The organism is Chelativorans sp. YIM 93263, from assembly GCF_028767125.1.
Lineage (GTDB): Bacteria > Pseudomonadota > Alphaproteobacteria > Rhizobiales > Rhizobiaceae > Chelativorans.
This window is the reverse complement of sequence record NZ_JAKCWP010000012.1, coordinates 33348-52040: the sequence shown is the minus strand read 5'-3', so window position 1 is coordinate 52040 and position 18693 is coordinate 33348. Positions and strand designations below refer to the sequence as shown.

The following is an 18693-nucleotide window of genomic DNA, read 5'->3' as shown; positions in this document are numbered from 1 at the left end:
TAATTATTTCTCGAACTCGTTCGGATCGAAAACGTATTCCGTCGAGCAGAATTCGCAGCTGACGCTAATGGTCGCGTCTTTCGTGCTTTCCTCGATCTCCTCGGCAGTAAAACCGTCGAGAATGGCCTTGATCTTCTCGCGCGAGCAGGAGCACTCCTCGACGACATTCGTGCCGTCGTAAACGCGCACGCCCTGCTCGTGGAAGAGTCGGTATAGCAACCGCTCGGTACCGACCATCGGGTCAAGAAGCTCGTCCGCCTCGACCGTGCCAAGAAGCATCAGGGCTTCCTGCCAGGCGTTGTCCTCCGGATGGCCGCCATTGATATCGTCTTCATCGCCGTCGCCGCCCGGCAGATCGGTCATGCGGCTGCGTTCCGGCGAGGCGGGCAGGAACTGAAGCAGAATGCCGCCGGCGCGCCAGCGCTCCTCGTTTCCGTTTTCGCCGGGAACAACCATTTTGGCCACGCCGAGGCGAACTTCCGTCGGGATCTGCTCCGACTGACGGAAATAGGTGCGCGCCACATCCTCCAGCGTCGAGCCGTCGAGTTGCACGACACCTTGATAACGCTGCATGTATTGTCCCTGATCGATGGTCAGTGCCAGAACGCCTTCGCCGAGAAGCTGTTCTGGCGCATTCTCGCCGCGGGCGACCGCCTCGTTCAGCCGCTCCTCGTCGAAACGTGCATAGGCACGCACGGAACCGGGCGTCGAGAAATCCGTGACCAGCATGTCCACCGGCCCTTCGGAGCGGGTCTGGACGATGAACTTGCCGTCGAACTTGAGTGAGCTGCCGAGCAGGATCGTAAGCACGACGACTTCCGCCAGAAGCCGGGCGACGGGCTCCGGGTAGTCGTGGCGCGCAAGAATCCGGTCGAGCATCGTCCCGACCTGGACGGCGCGGCCGCGCACATCCAGCGCGTCGACGTCGAACGGCACGACATGATCGTCGCCGGCGAAGCCGAACTCCCCGAGTCTGGCAGCGCGTTCGCTCACGGATTCAGGCACCAGGCGAGAATGGCCTTCTGCGCATGAAGCCGGTTTTCCGCTTCGTCAAAGACAACAGAATGCGGACCGTCGATCACGGCGTCGGTCACCTCCTCGCCGCGATGGGCGGGCAGGCAATGCATGAAAAGCGCGTCTTTTCGCGCGTGGCGCATCAGTTCCTCGTTGACCTGATAAGGTTGAAACACATTATGGCCGCGTGCACGGTGCTCCTGGCCCATGGAAACCCAGGTGTCGGTGACCACGCAGTCCGCTTCGCGCACAGCCTCTTGCGGCGACTGGGTCAGCATCACGCGGCCACCGTTGGCCTTAGCCCACTCCAGATAGGGTGCGTGCGGCTCGCTGCCAACCGGGACAGCGATATTCAGGCGAAATTCGAAACGGGCCGAGGCTTCGATGAGCGAATGCAGGACGTTGTTGCCGTCGCCGGTCCAGGCAAAAAGCTTGTCCTTCACGCTGCCGCGCTGCTCCTCGAAGGTCATCACGTCAGCCATGATCTGGCAGGGATGCGTGTCGTCCGTCAGCCCGTTGATGACTGGGACCGTGGCATTTTCGGCCAGTTCCGTCAGCCTTTCATGGCTGGTGGTCCGGATCATGATGATATCGACGTATCGCGAAAGCACTTTCGCCGTATCAGCGATGGTTTCGCTGCGGCCAAGCTGCATTTCCGCGCCCGTCAGCATGATGGTCTCGCCGCCAAGCTGACGCATGCCGACATCGAACGAGACACGCGTGCGGGTGGAGGGCTTGTCGAAAACCATGGCGAGCACTTTTCCGGCAAAGGGCTTTTCGCTCGCTCCTCCCTTAAGACGGTCCTTGCGCGTGCGCGCATCGTCCAGCATGGCGCGCAGATCCGCCGCCGAAACAGCCGAGAGATCTATAAAATGACGCGGTGCGTTCATGATCCCTTTTCCTCTCCGTCAGCCCCGTCTGTACCGGGTGAAACCGCCCGCATGGCGCTTTCAAGCCGCTCCAGAGCGTTGCTGATTTCCTCTTCGCTTACGATCAGCGGCGGCAGCAGACGCACGACATTTTCGCCGGCCGGCGCACCGAGGATCTTTTCCTCACGCATGGCCTTCTGAAGGTCCGTGTTGGGAACTTTGCAACGGATACCGAGCATCAGCCCTTCGCCGCGGATTTCCTCGACGACATCCGGATAGCGGTCGGCCAGCGCCATCAGGCCCTGCTTCAGCTGAAGTCCCTTCCGCGCGACGGCTTCGAAAAAGTCCTCTTCGAGCAAGATATCAAGGACCGCGTTACCGACCGCCATCGCCAGCGGGTTACCGCCAAATGTGGTGCCGTGCACGCCGGGCACCATGCCGCTCGCCGCCTCCTCCGTGGCCAGGCACGCGCCCATGGGGAAGCCCCCGCCGATGCCTTTGGCGATTGCGGCGATATCCGGTGTGATCCCCGACCACTCATGGGCGAACAGCTTGCCCGTGCGCCCGACGCCGCTTTGCACCTCGTCGAGGACGAGCAGCAGCCCGTGCTTGTCGCACAGTTCTCGCAGGCGGCGCAGCACGCTGGAGGAAAGCACGCGAATACCCCCTTCGCCCTGGATCGGCTCCACGAGCACGGCGGCCGTTTCCGGCGTAACGGCTTCTTCAACAGCCTTGAGATCACCGAAAGGCACCTGGTCGAAGCCTTCCATCTTCGGGCCGAAACCCTCAAGATACTTCTTTTGGCCGCCGGCGGCGATCGTCGCCATCGTGCGCCCGTGGAAAGCGCCCTCGAAGGTGATGATGCGCACGCGCTCTTCTGCGCCTTTGGCGTAGTGATAGCGCCGCGCCGTCTTGATGGCACATTCCAGCGCCTCGGCACCGGAATTGGTGAAGAATGCCTTGTCGGCAAAGCTGTTCTCGACAAGACGCTCGCCGAGGCGGCTCTGGCCGGGTATCTCGTACAGGTTGGAGACGTGCCACAGCTTACCGGCCTGGCCGACCAGCGCGGCGACCAGATGCGGATGGGCGTGACCCAGGGAGTTGACCGCGATCCCGGCGGCAAAGTCCAGATATCGCTCGCCGTCCTCCGCAATCAACCAGACGCCTTCGCCGCGTTCGAAGGCAAGGGGATTGCGGGCATAGGTATCGTAAAGCGCTGAGCCGCTCATGGACACGTTCTCCGGGATTACTGGCGAAACCGGCGGCGGAACCGCCGGCCGATGAAACCAAAATGCCGCCCCAAGGGCGGCACATGTTCTATATCAGGCTTTTCCGGCGCGAAGTCAACGCGAGCGGCACATGGTGGCCGGGAGGGTGTTTGGCGTCAAGTTGGGGAAAAGCGATTCGTAGCGCAAGGCGGACTCTTGTCACGGAGTCAACCAATAAGGTAGTTTCTCTGCGTAACGACTAGATTTCGTGCGGCGGACCATTTTACCCGAGCAGATGTGGTGCCTACTCGCATATGCGAGCTGGGGAGGATGGGGGATTCCGCCGATTGCACAGGAGCGTGCCCCTATGAACTGGACAGACGAACGCGTCGACCTTTTGAAAAAGCTCTGGGCTGAGGGCCTGAGCGCCAGCCAGATTGCGGCACAATTGGGCGGGGTCAGCCGAAACGCGGTTATCGGCAAGGTGCATCGGCTGAAATTGTCGAGCCGGGGCCGGGCTACCAGCAGCGCGCCGCGGCAAAAGAAACCAACGGCCGGCAGCAGTGGCAGCACCGCCGCCAAGAAGACATCGCGCAGCACGCGCACCGTAACCGCCTCCGTCGGTGCGACGGCTCTCAAGGTGGAGTTCGAGGAAGAAGCGGTCGTGTATCAGGATCGCCGCCCGGTGCAAGACGTAGTCGTTCCGATCTCGCGCAATCTGGAGCTCGTGCAGCTCACCGAGCGCACCTGCAAATGGCCGAACGGCGATCCCCTTTCGGAAGATTTCAGCTTCTGCGGCAGCGATACGGGCGACTCCGGCCCATACTGCACATACCACTCCAAGCTGGCATACCAACCGGTTTCGGAGCGCCGCCGCAGCAGATAGGGGGCGGGGCAAACACAAGCGGACCAAAACAGCTGAGGCGGCGCAAGCCGCCTCTTTTTTCTTGCGATGCGTTAGATTTTGCCGGTGTCATCGCCAGGCGGCGCCGCCACCACCGCGTGGCTCCTGTCTTCTTTCGGCCGCTCCGGCGGCATGGTCTCGCCGGTGATGATATGGTAGACGGTTTCGGCAATGTTGGTGGCGTGATCGCCGATACGCTCGAGGTTTTTCGCGCAAAAGACCAAATGCGTGCACGCCGTGATGTTGCGTGGATCTTCCATCATATAGGTCAATAGCTCGCGGAAGAGCGATGTATACACGGCATCGATCTCCTCGTCGCTGTCGCGCGTACGGCCGATCTTCTCGGCCGAGCGCGAAGCATAAGCGTCCAGCACGTCCTTCAACTGCGTGAGTGCCAGATCGGACAAGGTGGAGACACCGCGGAAGAGACGTGCCGCCTGGCGCGTTTCAGCAACGGCCGGGGTGCGCTTTGCAATGTTCTTGCCGAGATCCCCGATCCGCTCCAGGTCGCCGGAAATGCGGATCGCACCGACGATTTCACGCAGGTCGCCCGCCATGGGTTGACGCTTCGCGATAATGACTACGGCCTTCTCGCCGATTTCGCGCTCCCGCTCGTCAAGATAAACATCGTCGGCAACCACCTTACGGGCCAAATCGGTGTCGCCGCTGACCAGGGCGGCGACCGCCTGGTCCACCATGCGTTCGGCATAACCGCCCATCCTGCCGATCTGGTTGGTCAGCGAGCGCAGTTCCTCGTCGAATGTCCGCATGATGTGCTCGTTCTGCATGGTGGCCTTATCCTCTAGGTGCAAATCACCCCCACGGTCATTTTTAGGCTACGTAGATGACGTTCGGAAGAAACCAAGCGCTCGATTGCGCCACCGTTGGTAATACACGAAAAGGAAGCTATCGCGAAAGCGGCGGAAAGTGCACGGTGAAGGAGGAGCCTTCACCGAGGCGTGATTTCACCGAAAGACGGGCATCGTGCCGGGTGAGGATGTGTTTGACGATGGAAAGGCCGAGGCCAGTGCCCTTCTGGGCGCGGCTCGTCTCGACGTCCACGCGGTAAAAGCGCTCGGTAATGCGTGGAAGATGCTCTTCGGGAATTCCCGGGCCAAAGTCGGTGATGGTCACCGCCTTTTCGCCGGTCGCTTCCGCAGCCGCCGAAACAAGAACCCGCCCGCCCGAGCTGCCGTATTTGCAGGCGTTTTCCAGGAGATTCTCGAAAACCTGAACAAGTTCGTCGCGATTGCCCGCCACCTCGAACGGTCCTTCGGGCAAGTCGCGTTCGATGGTCACGCCGGCCTCCTGGGCCTGGTGCGACAGGGACTCCGCCACCCCCTCGAGGAGATCGTGAAGATCCACGCGCTCGGTCGGCTTGCCGTAAGCCTTCATTTCGAGACGGGAGAGCGAAAGCAGATCGTCTATCAGCCGCGCCATGCGCGCGGTCTGGTTTTCCATGATCTGCAAAAAGTTCTCACGCGCCTTCGCGTCATCACGCGCCGGTCCGCGCAAGGTCTCTATGAAACCGGCGACGGAAGCGAGCGGGGTTCTCAACTCATGACTGGCATTGGCAATGAAATCCGCGCGCATGCGATCGATGCGGCGGGTTTCGCTCTGGTCCTTGAAAAGGAGAACGAACAGGCCGGGCGCCTCACCGATCGGCATGGTCGAAACGCGATAAGCCCGCTCGAGCGGCACTCGCTCCGTATATTCGACAGAAAGTGGCCCCTCCCCGTCCGAAAGGACATGTTCGATGAAATCGTGCATTTCCGGGGCGCGGAATTTGAGCTGAAGCGACGTGCCCGGTGCGGTGGCGCCGAAGGCGTTCGCGGCAGCATCATTGGCGTAGAGCACTGCTCCGCTTTTATCGAAGATATAAAGCGGGTCCTGGACTGCGGCGGCGAGATGACCCGCAGAAAGAGTCGCCATGGTGTGCCCCTGCACCTCGCTTCTGCGCACCTTGTTCTCGCGGCCGCCGGCTGAAGGCAGCAACGCAGCCGACGCAATCAGGAGAAGGATCAGAAGCAACGCCATAAGCCCGTGGCCGCCTCCATAAAGGTCGAGCACCAGGAATCCAGCGGATGCCAGTGCCAGCACGAGGCGGTGGGTATGCAACCGCTCGACCGCCACACCGCGCCGGGAAGGCGGAGGGCTCGTCACGTCGTCGACCATGCAAATTACCTGCGCTATGCGATTCGAAATCTTTCCATAGCATCAATCTACCGCGGCGGCGAAACCGCTTTGTGAAGGGGTTTCGGCGCGGTGGGATTGGGCCGCGAAGGGATGCCGCGTTCCAGCGGTGCCCGCGCAGATCGGCTGGGTTTATGCGGTGTCTTCGCCCAGTGATGCGGCCGGCGGTAGAGCGACCAAAGTGCGCGCCAGGCGCCCACCGACATCAAAAGCCAATAAGGGGGCATCATAAGCATGTGCTTCCATAGTCCACGCCGTTTGGTGGGCGGCAGGGTCCACCAACCAAGCGCCAGGAAAGCGCCGTGGCCGAAAACAATGTTTATGAGATCGATCGCGAGAAGTACGTTGTGCGCGCCCGGAAGCGGTCCGTCGAGCGCCATGGAGGAAACGAGCCCCGCAATCGTCAGCACGAAAACGGGATAAGCGAGCGCGGAGATCAGCATGCCGGCGATCAGAATCTGCATGACAAGAAACGAAGTCGGGCCGAGTTCCCGCCACAGGCGCGGCACGTCGCGCATGTGCACCAGCCAGGTTTGCGCCCAGCCCTTGAACCAGCGCGTGCGCTGCGGCAGCCAGATCCGCGCGCGCGTTGGCGCGTCCTCGAATGTCGGGTACGCGATGGTTCCTGTCCGGTAGCCCAGCCGCGCCAGCCTGACGCCGAGATCCGCATCCTCCGTGACGTTGCACGGGTCCCATCCGCCGATGCGCTCCAGGATGGCACGGCGGAAATGATTGGAAGTGCCCCCGAGCGGGAGCATCAGGCCGCGGCGCGCCAGCCAGGGCAGAATGCCGCTGAAGAGCGCCGAATACTCGAAGGCGAACATGTTTGAAATCCAGCTCTCGTGCCGGTTCGAGATGACGAGAGGGGCCTGAAGGCAGGCAAGGTCGTCCGGGCTTTGCCGGAAGCGCTGCCATGCTTCGACGAGCTGAAACGGGTGCGGCTTATCCTCCGCATCGAACAGGACAACGAATTCTCCCGTACTCATCGGCAGAGCGTAGGAAAGCGCCTTCGGCTTTGTGCGCGGCCCCCCTGGCGGCACTTCGATCACCTCGATGTAGGAGCGGAGCTCCTGCGATCGTATAGCATTCAGCGTCTCGCGATCGTCGCTCTCGCAAACGAGCTTGATTTCCAGCTTGCTGCGCGGCCAGACAATGCGCCCCAGCGCCATTATCAGGTCGGGCACGATCTCCGCCTCTTTGTAAAGCGCAACGAGCACCGTGTAGACGGGCATCTCTTCGGCGCGGATTTCCCCGAGCAGCGGGGGCGGTCCGGACGTCTTGCGGACCGCCTCGCCGGCTACAAGGCGCAGGAGAATACAAGCGAAAAACGCTAGAGACAGAAAGCAGTGCAGGATAAGCAAGGACGGTGCAGTCCACAGAAACAGGCTCAGCCCCAGCGTGGCGACAAACGCGCCGATGACCACGCCTTGCCAGGCAGTGACCACATAGCGCGCCGAAAAGCGCGGCGAGGCCTCGAACAACCCACCATTTGCAATGCGCAGCAAGCTGTTCCTGGCCCGCTCCCGTACCGCGCGGCGGAGCACCGATGGCGGCGCGATGCTCATACGTTCTGCCAGCCGGGGATAGCGCCACAAGTACCGACGCATCTGAAAAAGGTCGATCCGCCCGGGAGCAATCAGCACCATTGTTCCTCCCGCGCCATCAAGCGCCTGGACGGTGTGCACCCCGTCCGGCCGGCGCAGGGCCTCCACAGCCTCGTGCGAACGCATGAGCAATTGCTCGGGAGCGAGCCTGTCGACAAAACCGAGATGGAGGTGCGCGGCGAGTGCGCGGTACAGCTCGACCTCGTCGACCATTCCGGACGCCAGGAGTTCGGTCTGGAAGGAAACGCCGGTCAGGTACGCCCGCTGCTCCACTGCCAACAACTCGCGATAGGAAAGGCTCATTGTTTCGAGAACGGGCCACCACTCCGCCAGGCCCGAGGGCGAGATTGTAGGGCTGCCTAGTTTCCTGGCGCCCCGTTCCGGTGTGGAACCGAAACTGCGCGGTACTTCTAGGGATGCGTTTATATTATCCGGGCTCGCCGGGCGCTTCCGAGCGGGAGAAAAATGGATACTCATTGTGAACCAGACTACAGAGATACCCGTCAGGCGGGCGGGATAGGAAAACGGTATGCGTGTTGCAGCATGCGCCGATCAGCAGGACTGTGGTCCCGAGAAGATTAGAGAACGGCCGATTTCCGGCTGGGCGGCCGCACAGCGCCTTGTGGCCCAGACACACGTTCCCCCGTTCGGCAGCGGCAAAAACGCCCCTGCCGGCTCTTTACAGATCCAGTCTGCATGTTGCCCCCTCTCCTAGATTTTAGGACCCCCTGTCCGCGCGTATTTATGTTGAAGTTCACGCGCCTCGTCAATGCCTGGTTGCAATTCGTCGCACACCACCCGTGTCGCGGTCATTTTACTTCAGGGCATGGGATCCAAATTTGGAACCGATCTTCCGGAGCAGGTTTAATTCCAAATTCGAACCTGATGCTCTAAGACTACGCCGTTGCGCAAACATGATGAAAGAACAGGGGATCTCTTGAGGGTAGATCAATTTTCGACCAGCTCGAACTATTCTGCCGGAGTGGGTTTGGGCCAAGATCAAAGGGTATGGCGAAAGCCGTATTGGAAATGCGGTCGCGCCGAAGCCCGCCGCAATCGGGCCAAACCGGCCCGGCCGAATAGTTCAAGCTGGTCAAAGGTTGCCCTAATCCTGACAGCGCTCTTTTTTCTCGCAACAAGCGGGTTGGCGGGCGCACAACCCGCAATTCCGCATTTTGACGATGCGCAAACCAGCCGGGCAAAGCCCGACCTTTCCACCCTCACCCGGCTGCGCTTCCTGACGTCAACGGAATTCTTTCCGTTCAACTTTCTTGACGACCGTGACCAGCTTGTTGGCTTCCACGTCGACCTCGCGCGAGCGATCTGCCGAGAACTCCAGATCATCGACCGCTGCCAGATTCAGGTGCTACCGTTCGAGGAACTACGAGATACACTTTACGACGGAGGGGGCGAGGCGATCATCGCCGGGATTGCGATCACCGACGAAAGCCGAGGCGAGTATCTCTTCTCCCGGCCTTACCTGCAATTTCCGGCGCGCTTTCTCACAGGCAGCGATGTGGCGGAAACATTCATGGACGAGCCGATGGCCGGAAAGCGCGTCGGGGTCCTGGCAGATACCGCGCATGAAGAAATGCTGCGGGATCTGTTTTCCGAGGTTCAAGTCGTCACCTATTCGCGAGAGGAGTGGCTTTTCGCGGATCTGAAGCAGGAACGGATAGCGGCAGCCTTCGGCGATGGGATGCGGTTTGCTTTCTGGCTTGCCGGCGATGAACCGGAAGATTGCTGTGCATTCTCCGGCGGACCTTATCTGGCGCCGGAGTATCTGGGCCACGGTCTGGCCATTGCGGTGCGCCCGGATCTGCCCGCGCTGGCCAGCGCCATTGACTACGCCTTGCAGAGAATTGAAACCGGCAGCACCTTTTCGGAGCTTTACCTGCGCTCATTCCCCGTCAGCTTTTACTGACCGCGCCTGCCCCTTGGTATGAGGCCGGAAGGGAAGCACCAGCGCCCAGAACAGCCGCGCAGCGGACAGCCCGCGATATTCGCTTAGGCCGATCTCGACGCCCTTATGGCCGCGGCCGGGCTGAGGCCGGTAGGTGCGAAATAGCCGATCCCAGAACGGGAAGTTGAAGCCGTAATTGGAATCGGTTTCCCGCGGAATGCTGGAGTGATGCACCCGGTGCATGTCCGGCGTGACGACGAACCACCGCAAGAGGCGGTCGAGCGGCCGGGGGATGTCGATATTTGCATGGTTGAACATGGATGTGCCGTTGAGGACGATCTCGAACACAAGCACCGCAAGCACAGGCGCGCCCAGGGCGATCACGACAACCGCTTTCCAGACCATGGAGATGAGAATCTCCAGAGGATGGAAACGCAACCCGGTCGTGACATCCAATCCGTTGTCCGCGTGGTGTATGCGGTGGATACGCCATAGCAGCGGGATCTTGTGGCTGGCGAGGTGTTCTCCCCAAATCGCGAGATCGAGCAGGACAAAGGAGATAAGCCCGGCCAGCAGCCCGTGGATTCCGATCTGGTGGAAAAGGCCAATCCCATTTGCTTCCGCCCAAAGTGCCGCGCCAACCGCTGCGGCGGGAAAAATGACCCGCAAAACCGCCGAGGAAACGATGAGAAGCGAGAGATTGGTCATCCAGCGCCGGGCCTTGAGCGCACCCAGCATTTCGTCCCGCTCCAGCCGCGGTGACAAGAGTTCATAGGCGGCCATGGCGACGAAGATCGTCACGAAAGCGAGAAGGCGAGCGCCCACCTCCGAAAGTAAATATTCGTCCATGCCCCTAATGTCGCGTCCGAAGCGGCTTTTCGCCAATCACGTCCGCTTGAAGTCGGGCAGACTGCGGTGGCGTGCCCGCGCGGCGCGCTCGATCGCGACCGCCACCAGGTGCTCCAGTCCCAGCCGGCTGCGCACGACCTGCAGCATGTGCCTTTCCTCCGGCTCCACATAAAGATCCGCCGCAGCCACTTCGACAGCCAGCGCATAGGCTGTATCATGAAGCTCTGCAGGGACGTTGTCGCGCACGATATCAAGAACCCGGTCGGGACCGTTGTCCTGTTGCAGGATTTGCTGGCACTGTCTCGCCACATCGATAATGCGGTTTTCATCGAAGCCGTCGAAGACGGGAAGCGTGCGGATGACGCTGCCGATCCGGCCAAGCTCCGCGTCGGTCATATCGCGATCCGCAGCCGACATGACGACCATCAGATAGATGAGTGCTTCGTGGGGCGAAGGCTTCATGGTCATGCAGCTAATTCCTCTTCGTTGCCTGGAATCGAGGGTAGGCGCCGCCACCGCCGGCTGCAACGAAAAATCCGAGGCCTGATTGACGCGTCGCCCGGGCAGGCTTACACGCCTAATCTTTACCCGCCAGCCGTCGCTCGGAAGCTCTCCGGTGCATCTGGCGCTGAAAATCGACACCATTGGAAGCGAAAAATGACGACGTCTGAAAACGCGCTCAAACTCTCCTCCGACGTGCTGCAAGTTGCCGCCGAGAGCAAGGCATGGCCGTTCGAAGAGGCGCGCAAGATCGTCAAACGCTATGAGGGGCGCGACTTCCCGGACACCGTGGTGTTCGAGACCGGCTATGGGCCCTCCGGCCTGCCGCATATCGGCACCTTTGGCGAGGTGGCGCGGACCTCCATGGTGCGCCATGCTTTCCGCGTCATCACCGAAGATCGCGTTAAGACGAAGATTATCTGTTTCTCCGACGACATGGACGGACTGCGCAAGGTGCCGGACAACGTGCCCAATCCGGACATGCTGCGGGCTCATCTCGGCAAGCCGCTGACGCGTGTGCCAGACCCGTTCTCAAACGAATACCCGTCGTTCGGCGCGGCCAACAATGCGCGCCTCAGGGCGTTTCTCGATCAGTTCGGGTTCGACTACGCGTTTGCCTCCTCGACGGAGTATTACGGATCCGGCCGCTTTGACGAGGCGCTCTTGAAGGTGCTCGAGCGCTATGACGAGGTCATGGCGATTATGCTGCCGTCGCTGCGCGAGGAGCGTGCGCAGAGCTATTCGCCCTTCCTGCCGATCCACCCCGAGACCGGTATCGTGATGCAGGTGCCAATCGAGGAACGCAACGTCGATGCCGGCACGATCGTCTGGAGCGACCCCGACAGCGGCAAACGGTTCGAGACGCCGGTGACCGGTGGCCACGCCAAGCTGCAATGGAAGCCCGACTGGGCTATGCGCTGGGCGGCACTTGGGGTCGACTACGAGATGTCGGGCAAGGACCTGATCGACAGCGTCAAGCTGGCGGCGAAGATCTGCAAGGCGCTCGACGCCCTGCCGCCCGACGGTTTCAATTACGAGCTGTTTCTGGACGAGACCGGTCAGAAGATTTCCAAGTCGAAAGGCAATGGGCTCACCATCGATGAATGGCTGACCTATGCGCCTACGGAAAGCCTCTCACTCTACATGTTCCAGAAGCCGAAGGCTGCCAAGAAGCTTTATTTCGACGTCATCCCGAAGGCGGTGGACGAGTATTATTCATTCCTTTCCGCTTACCGGAAACAGGACTGGAAAACCCGGCTTGGCAATCCGGTCTGGCATATCCACGACGGCAACCCGCCCGAGATAGAACTGCCGGTGCCCTTCGCGCTGCTTCTCAACCTCGTCAGCGCTTCAAATGCGCACGAAAAGGACGTGCTTTGGGGTTTTATTTCCCGTTATGCGCCCGGGGTGACGCCTCAGACGCACCCCGAACTCGACCGGTTGACGGGCTACGCGCTGCGCTATTTCGAGGATTTCGTGAAGCCGGCGAAGAGCTTCCGCTCGCCCGACGAGGTGGAGCGGCAAGCGCTCGAAGAACTCTCCCATGCGTTGGCCGCGCTGTCCGCGGATGCGGATGGCAAAGCCATCCAGAACGCCGCACTCGACGTGGCGCGCGGTATCGAGCGCTATCAGGACCACAAGAAGCAAAGCCCGACCGGCGGGCCCGGCGTCTCTGTCGCCTTCTTCCAGATGCTTTACCAGGTCCTTATCGGGCAGGAACGAGGCCCACGCTTCGGCTCTTTTGCTGCGCTTTACGGGGTGGTGGAGACTCGCGCCCTGATCGAGAAGGCCTTGGCAGGAGAACTGGCGCAATAGAGCGTTCTGCAGGCAAGCGGAATCACTTGCAGTCGCACAATGGCGGCGAAAACCAGCCTATTGGGTGGCCCAGACGATCCGGGCCATCCAGTCTACTTCGTCCTGGGTGAAGGTCCGGTTCGGGTGCTCGGGATTGAGCGATAGCAGCTCGATCTTCCGCGTGGTCTGGCGCTCCAGAACCTTGGCCATGACTTCGCCATCCATGGTTCTTACGACGACGCGGTCGCCACGGCGAACCTTCGCGGCCGGGTCCACCACCAGCACGTCGCCATCGCGATAAAGCGGCAGCATGGAGTCGCCCTGCACCTGCAGCGCATAGGCGCCATCGCGAACCTGGCCCGGAAGCTCGATCTCCTCCCATCCCTGACCGACCGGAAAACCGGCATCGGTAAAGAAGCCGCCTGCCCCCGCCTGTGCAAAGCCGATCAGCGGCACGCTGGCGCGTGGCGGAGAAGCAGTCGCGTCGCCGTCCACCAAATGCGCAAAGCCGCTAAGCGACTCGCCCGTCGCCTCCATCACCTTGGCGATGGATTCGGTCGAGGGCCAGCGTGGGCGCCCGTCGGCAGCACATCTCTTGGAGCGATTGAAGGCAGTGGAGTCGAGCCCGGCTTTCTTTGCCAGCCCGGAGGCGGAGAGGGAATTCCGCGCGGCAAGCGCGTCTATCGCAGCCCAGACTTTCTCGTGCGAAAGCACCCTTCACCTCCGCTTTGAACACTGTATAAGGAAAAAATGCCTGTATACCGGTTCTAACCCGCCCGACGCTCCTTGTCCATAAACCGCTCCGAGGAAAAGGTCTTCCGGGCACTCGTCAAGGCGTGGTCGAGATACTCGATCCGATCCTGCCCCCAAAATACCTCCCCGTTCAGAACGTAGGCGGGAGCGCCGACCGCATCGGCCGCTATCGCATCCTGCGTGTTACGGGCGTAGATCTCGGCTGTTTGAGGCGCTTCGGCGGCCGGCAGAATTGTCTCGGAATCGAACCCCGATTCGCGAAGATGCGCGGCAAGCACGGCGCGATCGGCAATATCCTCCTCATTCACCCACAACGCAGCGAAAACGCGCTCCATGTAGTCGAGCGGATCGTGCCCCGAATCGATGACCGCGATGATCGTGCGGTCGGCAAGCGCCGGATCGACCGGCCAGTAACTCGGCTTCGGGTTGATCGGCAGGCCACGGTAATCAGCGACGCGCTGCAACTCCACGAAGCGGTAGCGTTGGCGCACCAAGGGTCGCTTGCCAGGCGGGACAGCCCCCGAATGGGCAAAAATGTCGAACAGCTTGAAGGGCTTGGCATTGAGCGTTGCCCCATGCTTCTCCGCCACGGCGCGCAACGCCTTGTGGCCGAGATAGGAAAAGGGCGACAAGGACGTCACGTAATAGTCGATTGTCGTGGGCATAGGACCTCCTCTGTTCGCGTGTCCGACAGCGTAGAGGGCTCGTGCGGTCTAGGAAAGTCCCACATTCGCTTTCTTCGCCATCTCGCGCAAACCCTGATGCGAATCCATGAAAGCTTGTTCCTCGTCGCTCGGCGGGCGCGGAGGTGCATCAATGCCGATGGTGGCCATGACTTCATCGATCGGAACGAAGCGCCGATTGGCGAAATCATAAACGCCGCCGGTGGTCAGAATGATCGCCGCCGTGCGGCTGTCGTCGAGCACGAAACGATGCCGGCCGACGATCTGCCGCTCATGCCAGGTCTCCACGGTAGATACCAGGGTGAAACGCTTCCAGAGGCGAATCTCGCGCACATAGGCAACCTGAAGCCCGCCGAGCAGCGGGCCCCAGCGGCGTTTGCGCGATTCCGTCACCAGCCCGCTGCGCAGGAAAATGTCGATCCGCCCCATGTCTGCCAGCATCATGTAGCGGGCATTGTTGAGGTGGAGATTCATGTCGATGTCAGTGGGCAGGCAGCGAAACGCCAGCCTGCTTTCGCTGTCCGCGGTAAACCGGCCGCGACGCCGATACGTCGCGGCCACGCGCATGAGACGAAGCCAGGTATACATTGGCGGTCAGGCGGCCTTCCGTGCTCCGCTCGCGTCCGTCGGCGGAAACTGTTCGTAGAAGGTGGTTCCGCTCTCGGCCATCTCCACGAGCAGCTTGGGCGGCTTGAACTGTTTGCCGAACTTCCTTTGCAGGCGTTTGGCATGCCCCACGAAGCGGGCCGTGCCGATACCGTCGATATAGGAGAGAACGCCGCCCGTATACGGAGCGAAACCGAAGGACAGGATAGAGCCGACATCGGCCTCGCGCGGATCGCTGACAACTCCTTGCTGGATCAGCCGCGCAGCCTCCAGCGCCATCGCATAGAGAAGCCTGTCCTTCAACTCCTGCACGTCGATCCCATCCGGATCCCGTTGCGGATAAAGATCCTTCAGGCCGGGCCACAGGCGCTTCTTGGCAGGCTTTGCGGGGTAGTCGTAAAAGCCCTTGCCGTTCTTGCGACCTAGGCGTCCAAACTTGTCGACCATAGTATCGATCAGCACCACCTGGCGCGGGTCGACCGCCTTATCTCCAAGATCGCGGACGGTCTGCTTCATGATCTTCTGGGCGAGATCGATAGCCGTTTCGTCCGTCAGCGCCAACGGCCCGACCGGCATGCCGGCCATCTTCGCCGCGTTTTCGATCATGGCTGGGGGCACGCCCTCGATCAGCATGGAATAGGCTTCCTGCATGTAGCGCAGGACGCAGCGATTGACGAAGAAGCCGCGCGTGTCGTTGACGATGATGGGCGTCTTCTTGATAGCCCGCGCATAGTCCATCGCCGCCGCCAGCGCCTTGTCGGAAGTGTCCTTGCCCAGAATCACCTCGACAAGCTTCATCTTGTCGACGGGCGAGAAGAAGTGAACGCCGATGAAATTCTTCGGCCGCTTGGAGAACTCCGCCAGATTGGTGATCGGGATGGTGGAGGTGTTCGAGGCGAAGATTGCAGAAGGTTTCAGGACCGCCTCGGCCTTCTCGATCACCTCCTTTTTCACGTCCGAATCCTCGAATACCGCCTCGATGACCATGTCGACGTCTTTCAGTTCGGCATAATCGGTGGTGGCGGTGATACGTGAAAGCAGCTTTTCCTTGTCAGCCTTGGTCGCACGGCCCTTTTCGATGAGCTTGTCCATCAGGCCGGCCGAATGTGCCTTGCCCTTGTCGGTTGCCGCTTGATCCCGGTCGATCAGCACGACGGGAATACCCGCCTCGGCCATGACATAGGCGATGCCGGCGCCCATGAAGCCGGCGCCCAGAACGCCCACTTTCGCGAATTTCTTGACCGGCACGGCTTCCGGCCGGCGCGCGCCCTTGTTGAGTTCCTGGAGCGACACGAAAAGCGAGCGGATCATCGCCGCCGCCTCGCCCGACTGGAGGATCTCGGTGAAATAGCGCTGCTCAACCGTCAGGCCCGTATCAAAGGGAACGAGCAACCCTTCGTACACGCTCTTCAGGATCGCCGCCGCGGCGGGGTAATTGCCGTAGGTTTCGCGTCGCAGAATAGCGATAGCCGGCGGCCAGAGATTGGCACCCGCGGGCGAATAGACCGGCCCGCCCGGAAGCTTGAAACCCTTCTCGTCCCAAGGCTGAACCGATGTCAGCCCGTCCTTGATCATCTTTTTTGCGGCATCGACGAGTTGCCCCGGCGCCACCACCTCGTGGACAAGCCCCATGGCCTTCGCCTTTTCGGGCGAAAGGCTCCGGCCCGTCGTCATCATCTGCAAGGCGTCCTGTGGGTTCGCCAGGCGCGGCACGCGCTGCGTTCCGCCCGCGCCGGGGAAGATGCCGACTTTCACTTCCGGCAGCGCCATCTTCACCGCGTCGCTATCAGCCACCACCCGGCCATGGCAGGCCAGCGACAGCTCGAATGCGCCGCCCATGCAGGTGCCGTTGATTGCGGCAACCCAAGGCTTGCCGGAGGTTTCCAGCTTGCGCCAGAGCCAGCTCATTCGCCCGGCATCGTCGAAAAGCTGCTTCACCGCTTTCTTGCGGTCCTTTGCCTTCTGCTTCTCAAACCGCGCCAGGATCTTCTGCAACATGGTGAGATCGGCACCGCCGGAGAAGCTTTCCTTGCCGGAGGTGATGACCGCGCCTTTAGTTTTGTCGTCTCCGGCCACTCGTTCGATGATCGCCTCCAGTTCGTCCATCACCTCTTCGGTGAAGACGTTCATGGAGCGCTCCGGCATGTCCCAGGTGACGAGCGCGACTCCGGCGGCGTCCGTGTCCAGGGTGAAGTTCTTGTACTCGGACATTGTGTGATCCTTCCCTTATACCCGCTCGATGATCGTCGCCGTGCCCATCCCGGCTCCGATGCAGAGCGTGACCAGGGCGGTGTTGAGATCGCGCCGCTCCATCTCATCGAGCACCGTGCCGAAGATCATGGCGCCGGTCGCGCCCAGCGGATGCCCCATGGCGATGGCGCCGCCATTCACATTGATCTTCTCGCGGTCGATGTCGTAGGCGTGGATGTAGCGCAGGACGACCGCGGCGAAGGCCTCGTTCAGCTCGAACAAATCGATGTCCGAGAGCTTCATCTTCGCCTTCGTCAGAAGCTTCTTCGTTACGTCCACCGGCCCGGTCAGCATGATGGCCGGCTCTGAGCCGATATTGGTATAGGCGCGGATTTTCGCGCGCGGCTTCAGCCCCAGCGCCTTGCCTGCTTTCTTCGAGCCAAGCAGAACAGCCGCCGCGCCGTCGACGATGCCGGAGGAATTGCCCGCGTGGTGAACGTGGTCGATAGCCTCCAGCTCCGGGTAGCGCTGAATGGCTACGGCGTCGAAGCCGCCCATTTCGCCCGGCTTGACGAATGAAGGATCGAGCGACGCCAGAGACTGCATGTCCGTTTCGGGGCGCATGTGCTCGTCACGGTCCAGAATGGTGAGCCCGTTCTGGTCCTCGACGGGGATGACGGATTTTTTGAAATAACCCTTGTCCCAGGCGTTTTTCGCCCGCTTCTGGCTCTCCACTGCATAGGCGTCCACATCGTCGCGGGAGAAGCCGTACTTGGTGGCGATCAGGTCGGCCGAAACGCCCTGCGGCATGAAATAGGCGGGCAGCCCCACCGATGGATCCATGAACCAGGCGCCGCCCGACATGCCCATGCCGACGCGTGACATGGATTCCACCCCGCCGGCAATGACGATCTGGTCCGATCCGCCGGTGATCTTCGCCGCCCCAAGATTGATGGCGTCGAGCCCTGAGGCGCAGAAGCGGGAAATCTGCATCCCCGGCGCCGTGTCGTCATAGCCGGCCTCGAAAGCGGCCGCGCGGGGGATCACCGATCCTGCTTCGCCCACGGGGTCAACGCAGCCGAATATGATGTCGTCAACCAGCGCGGTGTCGAGGCCGTTCCTCTCACGCACTGCTTTCAGTGTCTTTGCCGCCAGGCGGACCGCCGGCACCTCGTGCAGCGCACCGTCCTTCTTCCCGCGCCCACGCGGTGTACGCACGGCGTCATAGACATATGCTCCAGCCATTTCCGTTACCTCCGGTCAAATGCGAATCTCAGCCCGCGTGCGGCGGCACTTTAGAACGCCTCTGTCGGCAGTGCCATCGCCATTCCACACCGCAAATGCGGATCGGGCATTCTCGAGGAAGCGTTCCACACCCAATCGGTCCTTCACCGGCATTTTTGCGGCCCTACGGATCTAATTATTTTTTACGTGATCGTAAACGTCAAATGCGATTTTCCCGCATCACAATACGGCGAGAAGAGAATTAACCTGCTGTTTACCACGATCATCGATTGTTCCTGCATCGGGATTCCAGGCGCCTTTGGGACGATGGGATTCGCGGTCGGGGATATAGGAGCCGGTTTCAGCCAAGCGTGCTTCCAAGAGTATCCCCGTAGATG

17 protein-coding genes are annotated in these 18693 nt (G+C 61.2%); 3 read left to right on the top strand and 14 right to left on the bottom strand.

The genetic code is table 11. The features are described 5' to 3' along the window. Nucleotides 1-3 precede the first annotated feature (3 nt). Genes LY631_RS19245 through LY631_RS19235 form a run of 3 tightly spaced genes read right to left on the bottom strand, consistent with a single transcriptional unit; the run spans nt 4 to nt 3112 of the window. Entirely contained in the window at nt 4-993 is a 990-nt protein-coding gene (locus tag LY631_RS19245) for an Hsp33 family molecular chaperone (protein ID WP_274427220.1), read from the bottom strand. Beyond that, nucleotides 990-1904, bottom strand: coding sequence for an ornithine carbamoyltransferase (argF, locus tag LY631_RS19240; protein WP_274427219.1), 915 nt, complete (start codon nt 1902-1904; stop codon nt 990-992). The genes LY631_RS19245 and argF overlap by 4 nt, the downstream gene beginning before the upstream one ends. Next, nucleotides 1901-3112 carry an aspartate aminotransferase family protein gene (locus tag LY631_RS19235; protein ID WP_274427218.1) on the bottom strand — a complete coding sequence of 404 codons (1212 nt, stop codon included), beginning with the start codon at nt 3110-3112 and terminating at the stop codon, nt 1901-1903. The genes argF and LY631_RS19235 overlap by 4 nt, the downstream gene beginning before the upstream one ends. Nucleotides 3113-3458: 346 nt before the next feature. Here LY631_RS19235 and LY631_RS19230 point away from each other — a divergent pair, with 346 nt between their 5' ends. After that, nucleotides 3459-3977 carry a GcrA family cell cycle regulator gene (locus tag LY631_RS19230; protein ID WP_274427217.1) on the top strand — a complete coding sequence of 173 codons (519 nt, stop codon included), beginning with the start codon at nt 3459-3461 and terminating at the stop codon, nt 3975-3977. A 71-nt stretch (nt 3978-4048) separates the two neighbouring features. Here the strand turns inward: LY631_RS19230 and phoU are convergent, their stop codons facing one another. The 3 genes from phoU to LY631_RS19215 all read right to left on the bottom strand — a co-directional run bounded on the left by phoU (nt 4049) and on the right by LY631_RS19215 (nt 8095). Next, a complete protein-coding gene (gene phoU / locus LY631_RS19225; RefSeq protein WP_274427216.1) occupies nt 4049-4783 on the bottom strand; it encodes a phosphate signaling complex protein PhoU in 735 nt (244 codons plus the stop codon). A gap of 118 nt (nt 4784-4901) precedes the next feature. Beyond that, nucleotides 4902-6170: a sensor histidine kinase gene (locus LY631_RS19220; protein WP_274427215.1), complete on the bottom strand. Its 1269-nt coding sequence runs from the start codon at nt 6168-6170 to the stop codon at nt 4902-4904. Nucleotides 6171-6217: 47 nt separating this feature from the next. Then, a complete protein-coding gene (locus LY631_RS19215; protein WP_274427214.1) occupies nt 6218-8095 on the bottom strand; it encodes a glycosyltransferase in 1878 nt (625 codons plus the stop codon). An 841-nt stretch (nt 8096-8936) separates the two neighbouring features. Here LY631_RS19215 and LY631_RS19210 point away from each other — a divergent pair. Next, nucleotides 8937-9716 carry a transporter substrate-binding domain-containing protein gene (locus tag LY631_RS19210; RefSeq protein WP_274427213.1) on the top strand — a complete coding sequence of 260 codons (780 nt, stop codon included), beginning with the start codon at nt 8937-8939 and terminating at the stop codon, nt 9714-9716. Here the strand turns inward: LY631_RS19210 and LY631_RS19205 are convergent. Both LY631_RS19205 and LY631_RS19200 read right to left on the bottom strand, forming a co-directional pair. Continuing rightward, a complete protein-coding gene (locus tag LY631_RS19205; protein ID WP_274427212.1) occupies nt 9693-10544 on the bottom strand; it encodes a sterol desaturase family protein in 852 nt (283 codons plus the stop codon). The two genes, LY631_RS19210 and LY631_RS19205, sit on opposite strands and share 24 nt — an antisense overlap. 36 nt (nt 10545-10580) lie before the next feature. Next, entirely contained in the window at nt 10581-11012 is a 432-nt protein-coding gene (locus LY631_RS19200) for a tellurite resistance TerB family protein (RefSeq protein WP_274427211.1), read from the bottom strand. Nucleotides 11013-11201: 189 nt separating this feature from the next. Between LY631_RS19200 and LY631_RS19195 the strand changes: the two genes are divergently transcribed. Beyond that, nucleotides 11202-12860 (top strand): lysine--tRNA ligase, encoded by a 1659-nt coding sequence (locus tag LY631_RS19195; RefSeq protein WP_274427210.1) that lies wholly within the window; start codon nt 11202-11204, stop codon nt 12858-12860. 57 nt (nt 12861-12917) lie between these two features. Here LY631_RS19195 and LY631_RS19190 read toward each other — a convergent pair whose 3' ends face one another. The 6 genes from LY631_RS19190 to LY631_RS19165 all read right to left on the bottom strand — a co-directional run bounded on the left by LY631_RS19190 (nt 12918) and on the right by LY631_RS19165 (nt 18664). After that, nucleotides 12918-13553, bottom strand: coding sequence for a S24 family peptidase (locus LY631_RS19190; RefSeq protein WP_274427209.1), 636 nt, complete (start codon nt 13551-13553; stop codon nt 12918-12920). Nucleotides 13554-13606: 53 nt separating this feature from the next. Continuing rightward, a complete protein-coding gene (locus LY631_RS19185; protein ID WP_274427208.1) occupies nt 13607-14257 on the bottom strand; it encodes a 2-hydroxychromene-2-carboxylate isomerase in 651 nt (216 codons plus the stop codon). A gap of 48 nt (nt 14258-14305) precedes the next feature. Next, entirely contained in the window at nt 14306-14863 is a 558-nt protein-coding gene (locus tag LY631_RS19180; RefSeq protein ID WP_274427207.1) for a thioesterase family protein, read from the bottom strand. 6 nt (nt 14864-14869) lie between these two features. Further along, a complete protein-coding gene (locus tag LY631_RS19175) occupies nt 14870-17092 on the bottom strand; it encodes a 3-hydroxyacyl-CoA dehydrogenase NAD-binding domain-containing protein (RefSeq protein WP_274427206.1) in 2223 nt (740 codons plus the stop codon). Nucleotides 17093-17107: 15 nt separating this feature from the next. Beyond that, a complete protein-coding gene (locus LY631_RS19170; protein WP_274427205.1) occupies nt 17108-18316 on the bottom strand; it encodes an acetyl-CoA C-acetyltransferase in 1209 nt (402 codons plus the stop codon). A 219-nt stretch (nt 18317-18535) separates the two neighbouring features. Continuing rightward, on the bottom strand, nt 18536-18664 hold the full coding sequence (locus LY631_RS19165) for a hypothetical protein (RefSeq protein ID WP_274427204.1): 129 nt from the start codon (nt 18662-18664) through the stop codon (nt 18536-18538). Nucleotides 18665-18693 lie beyond the last annotated feature (29 nt).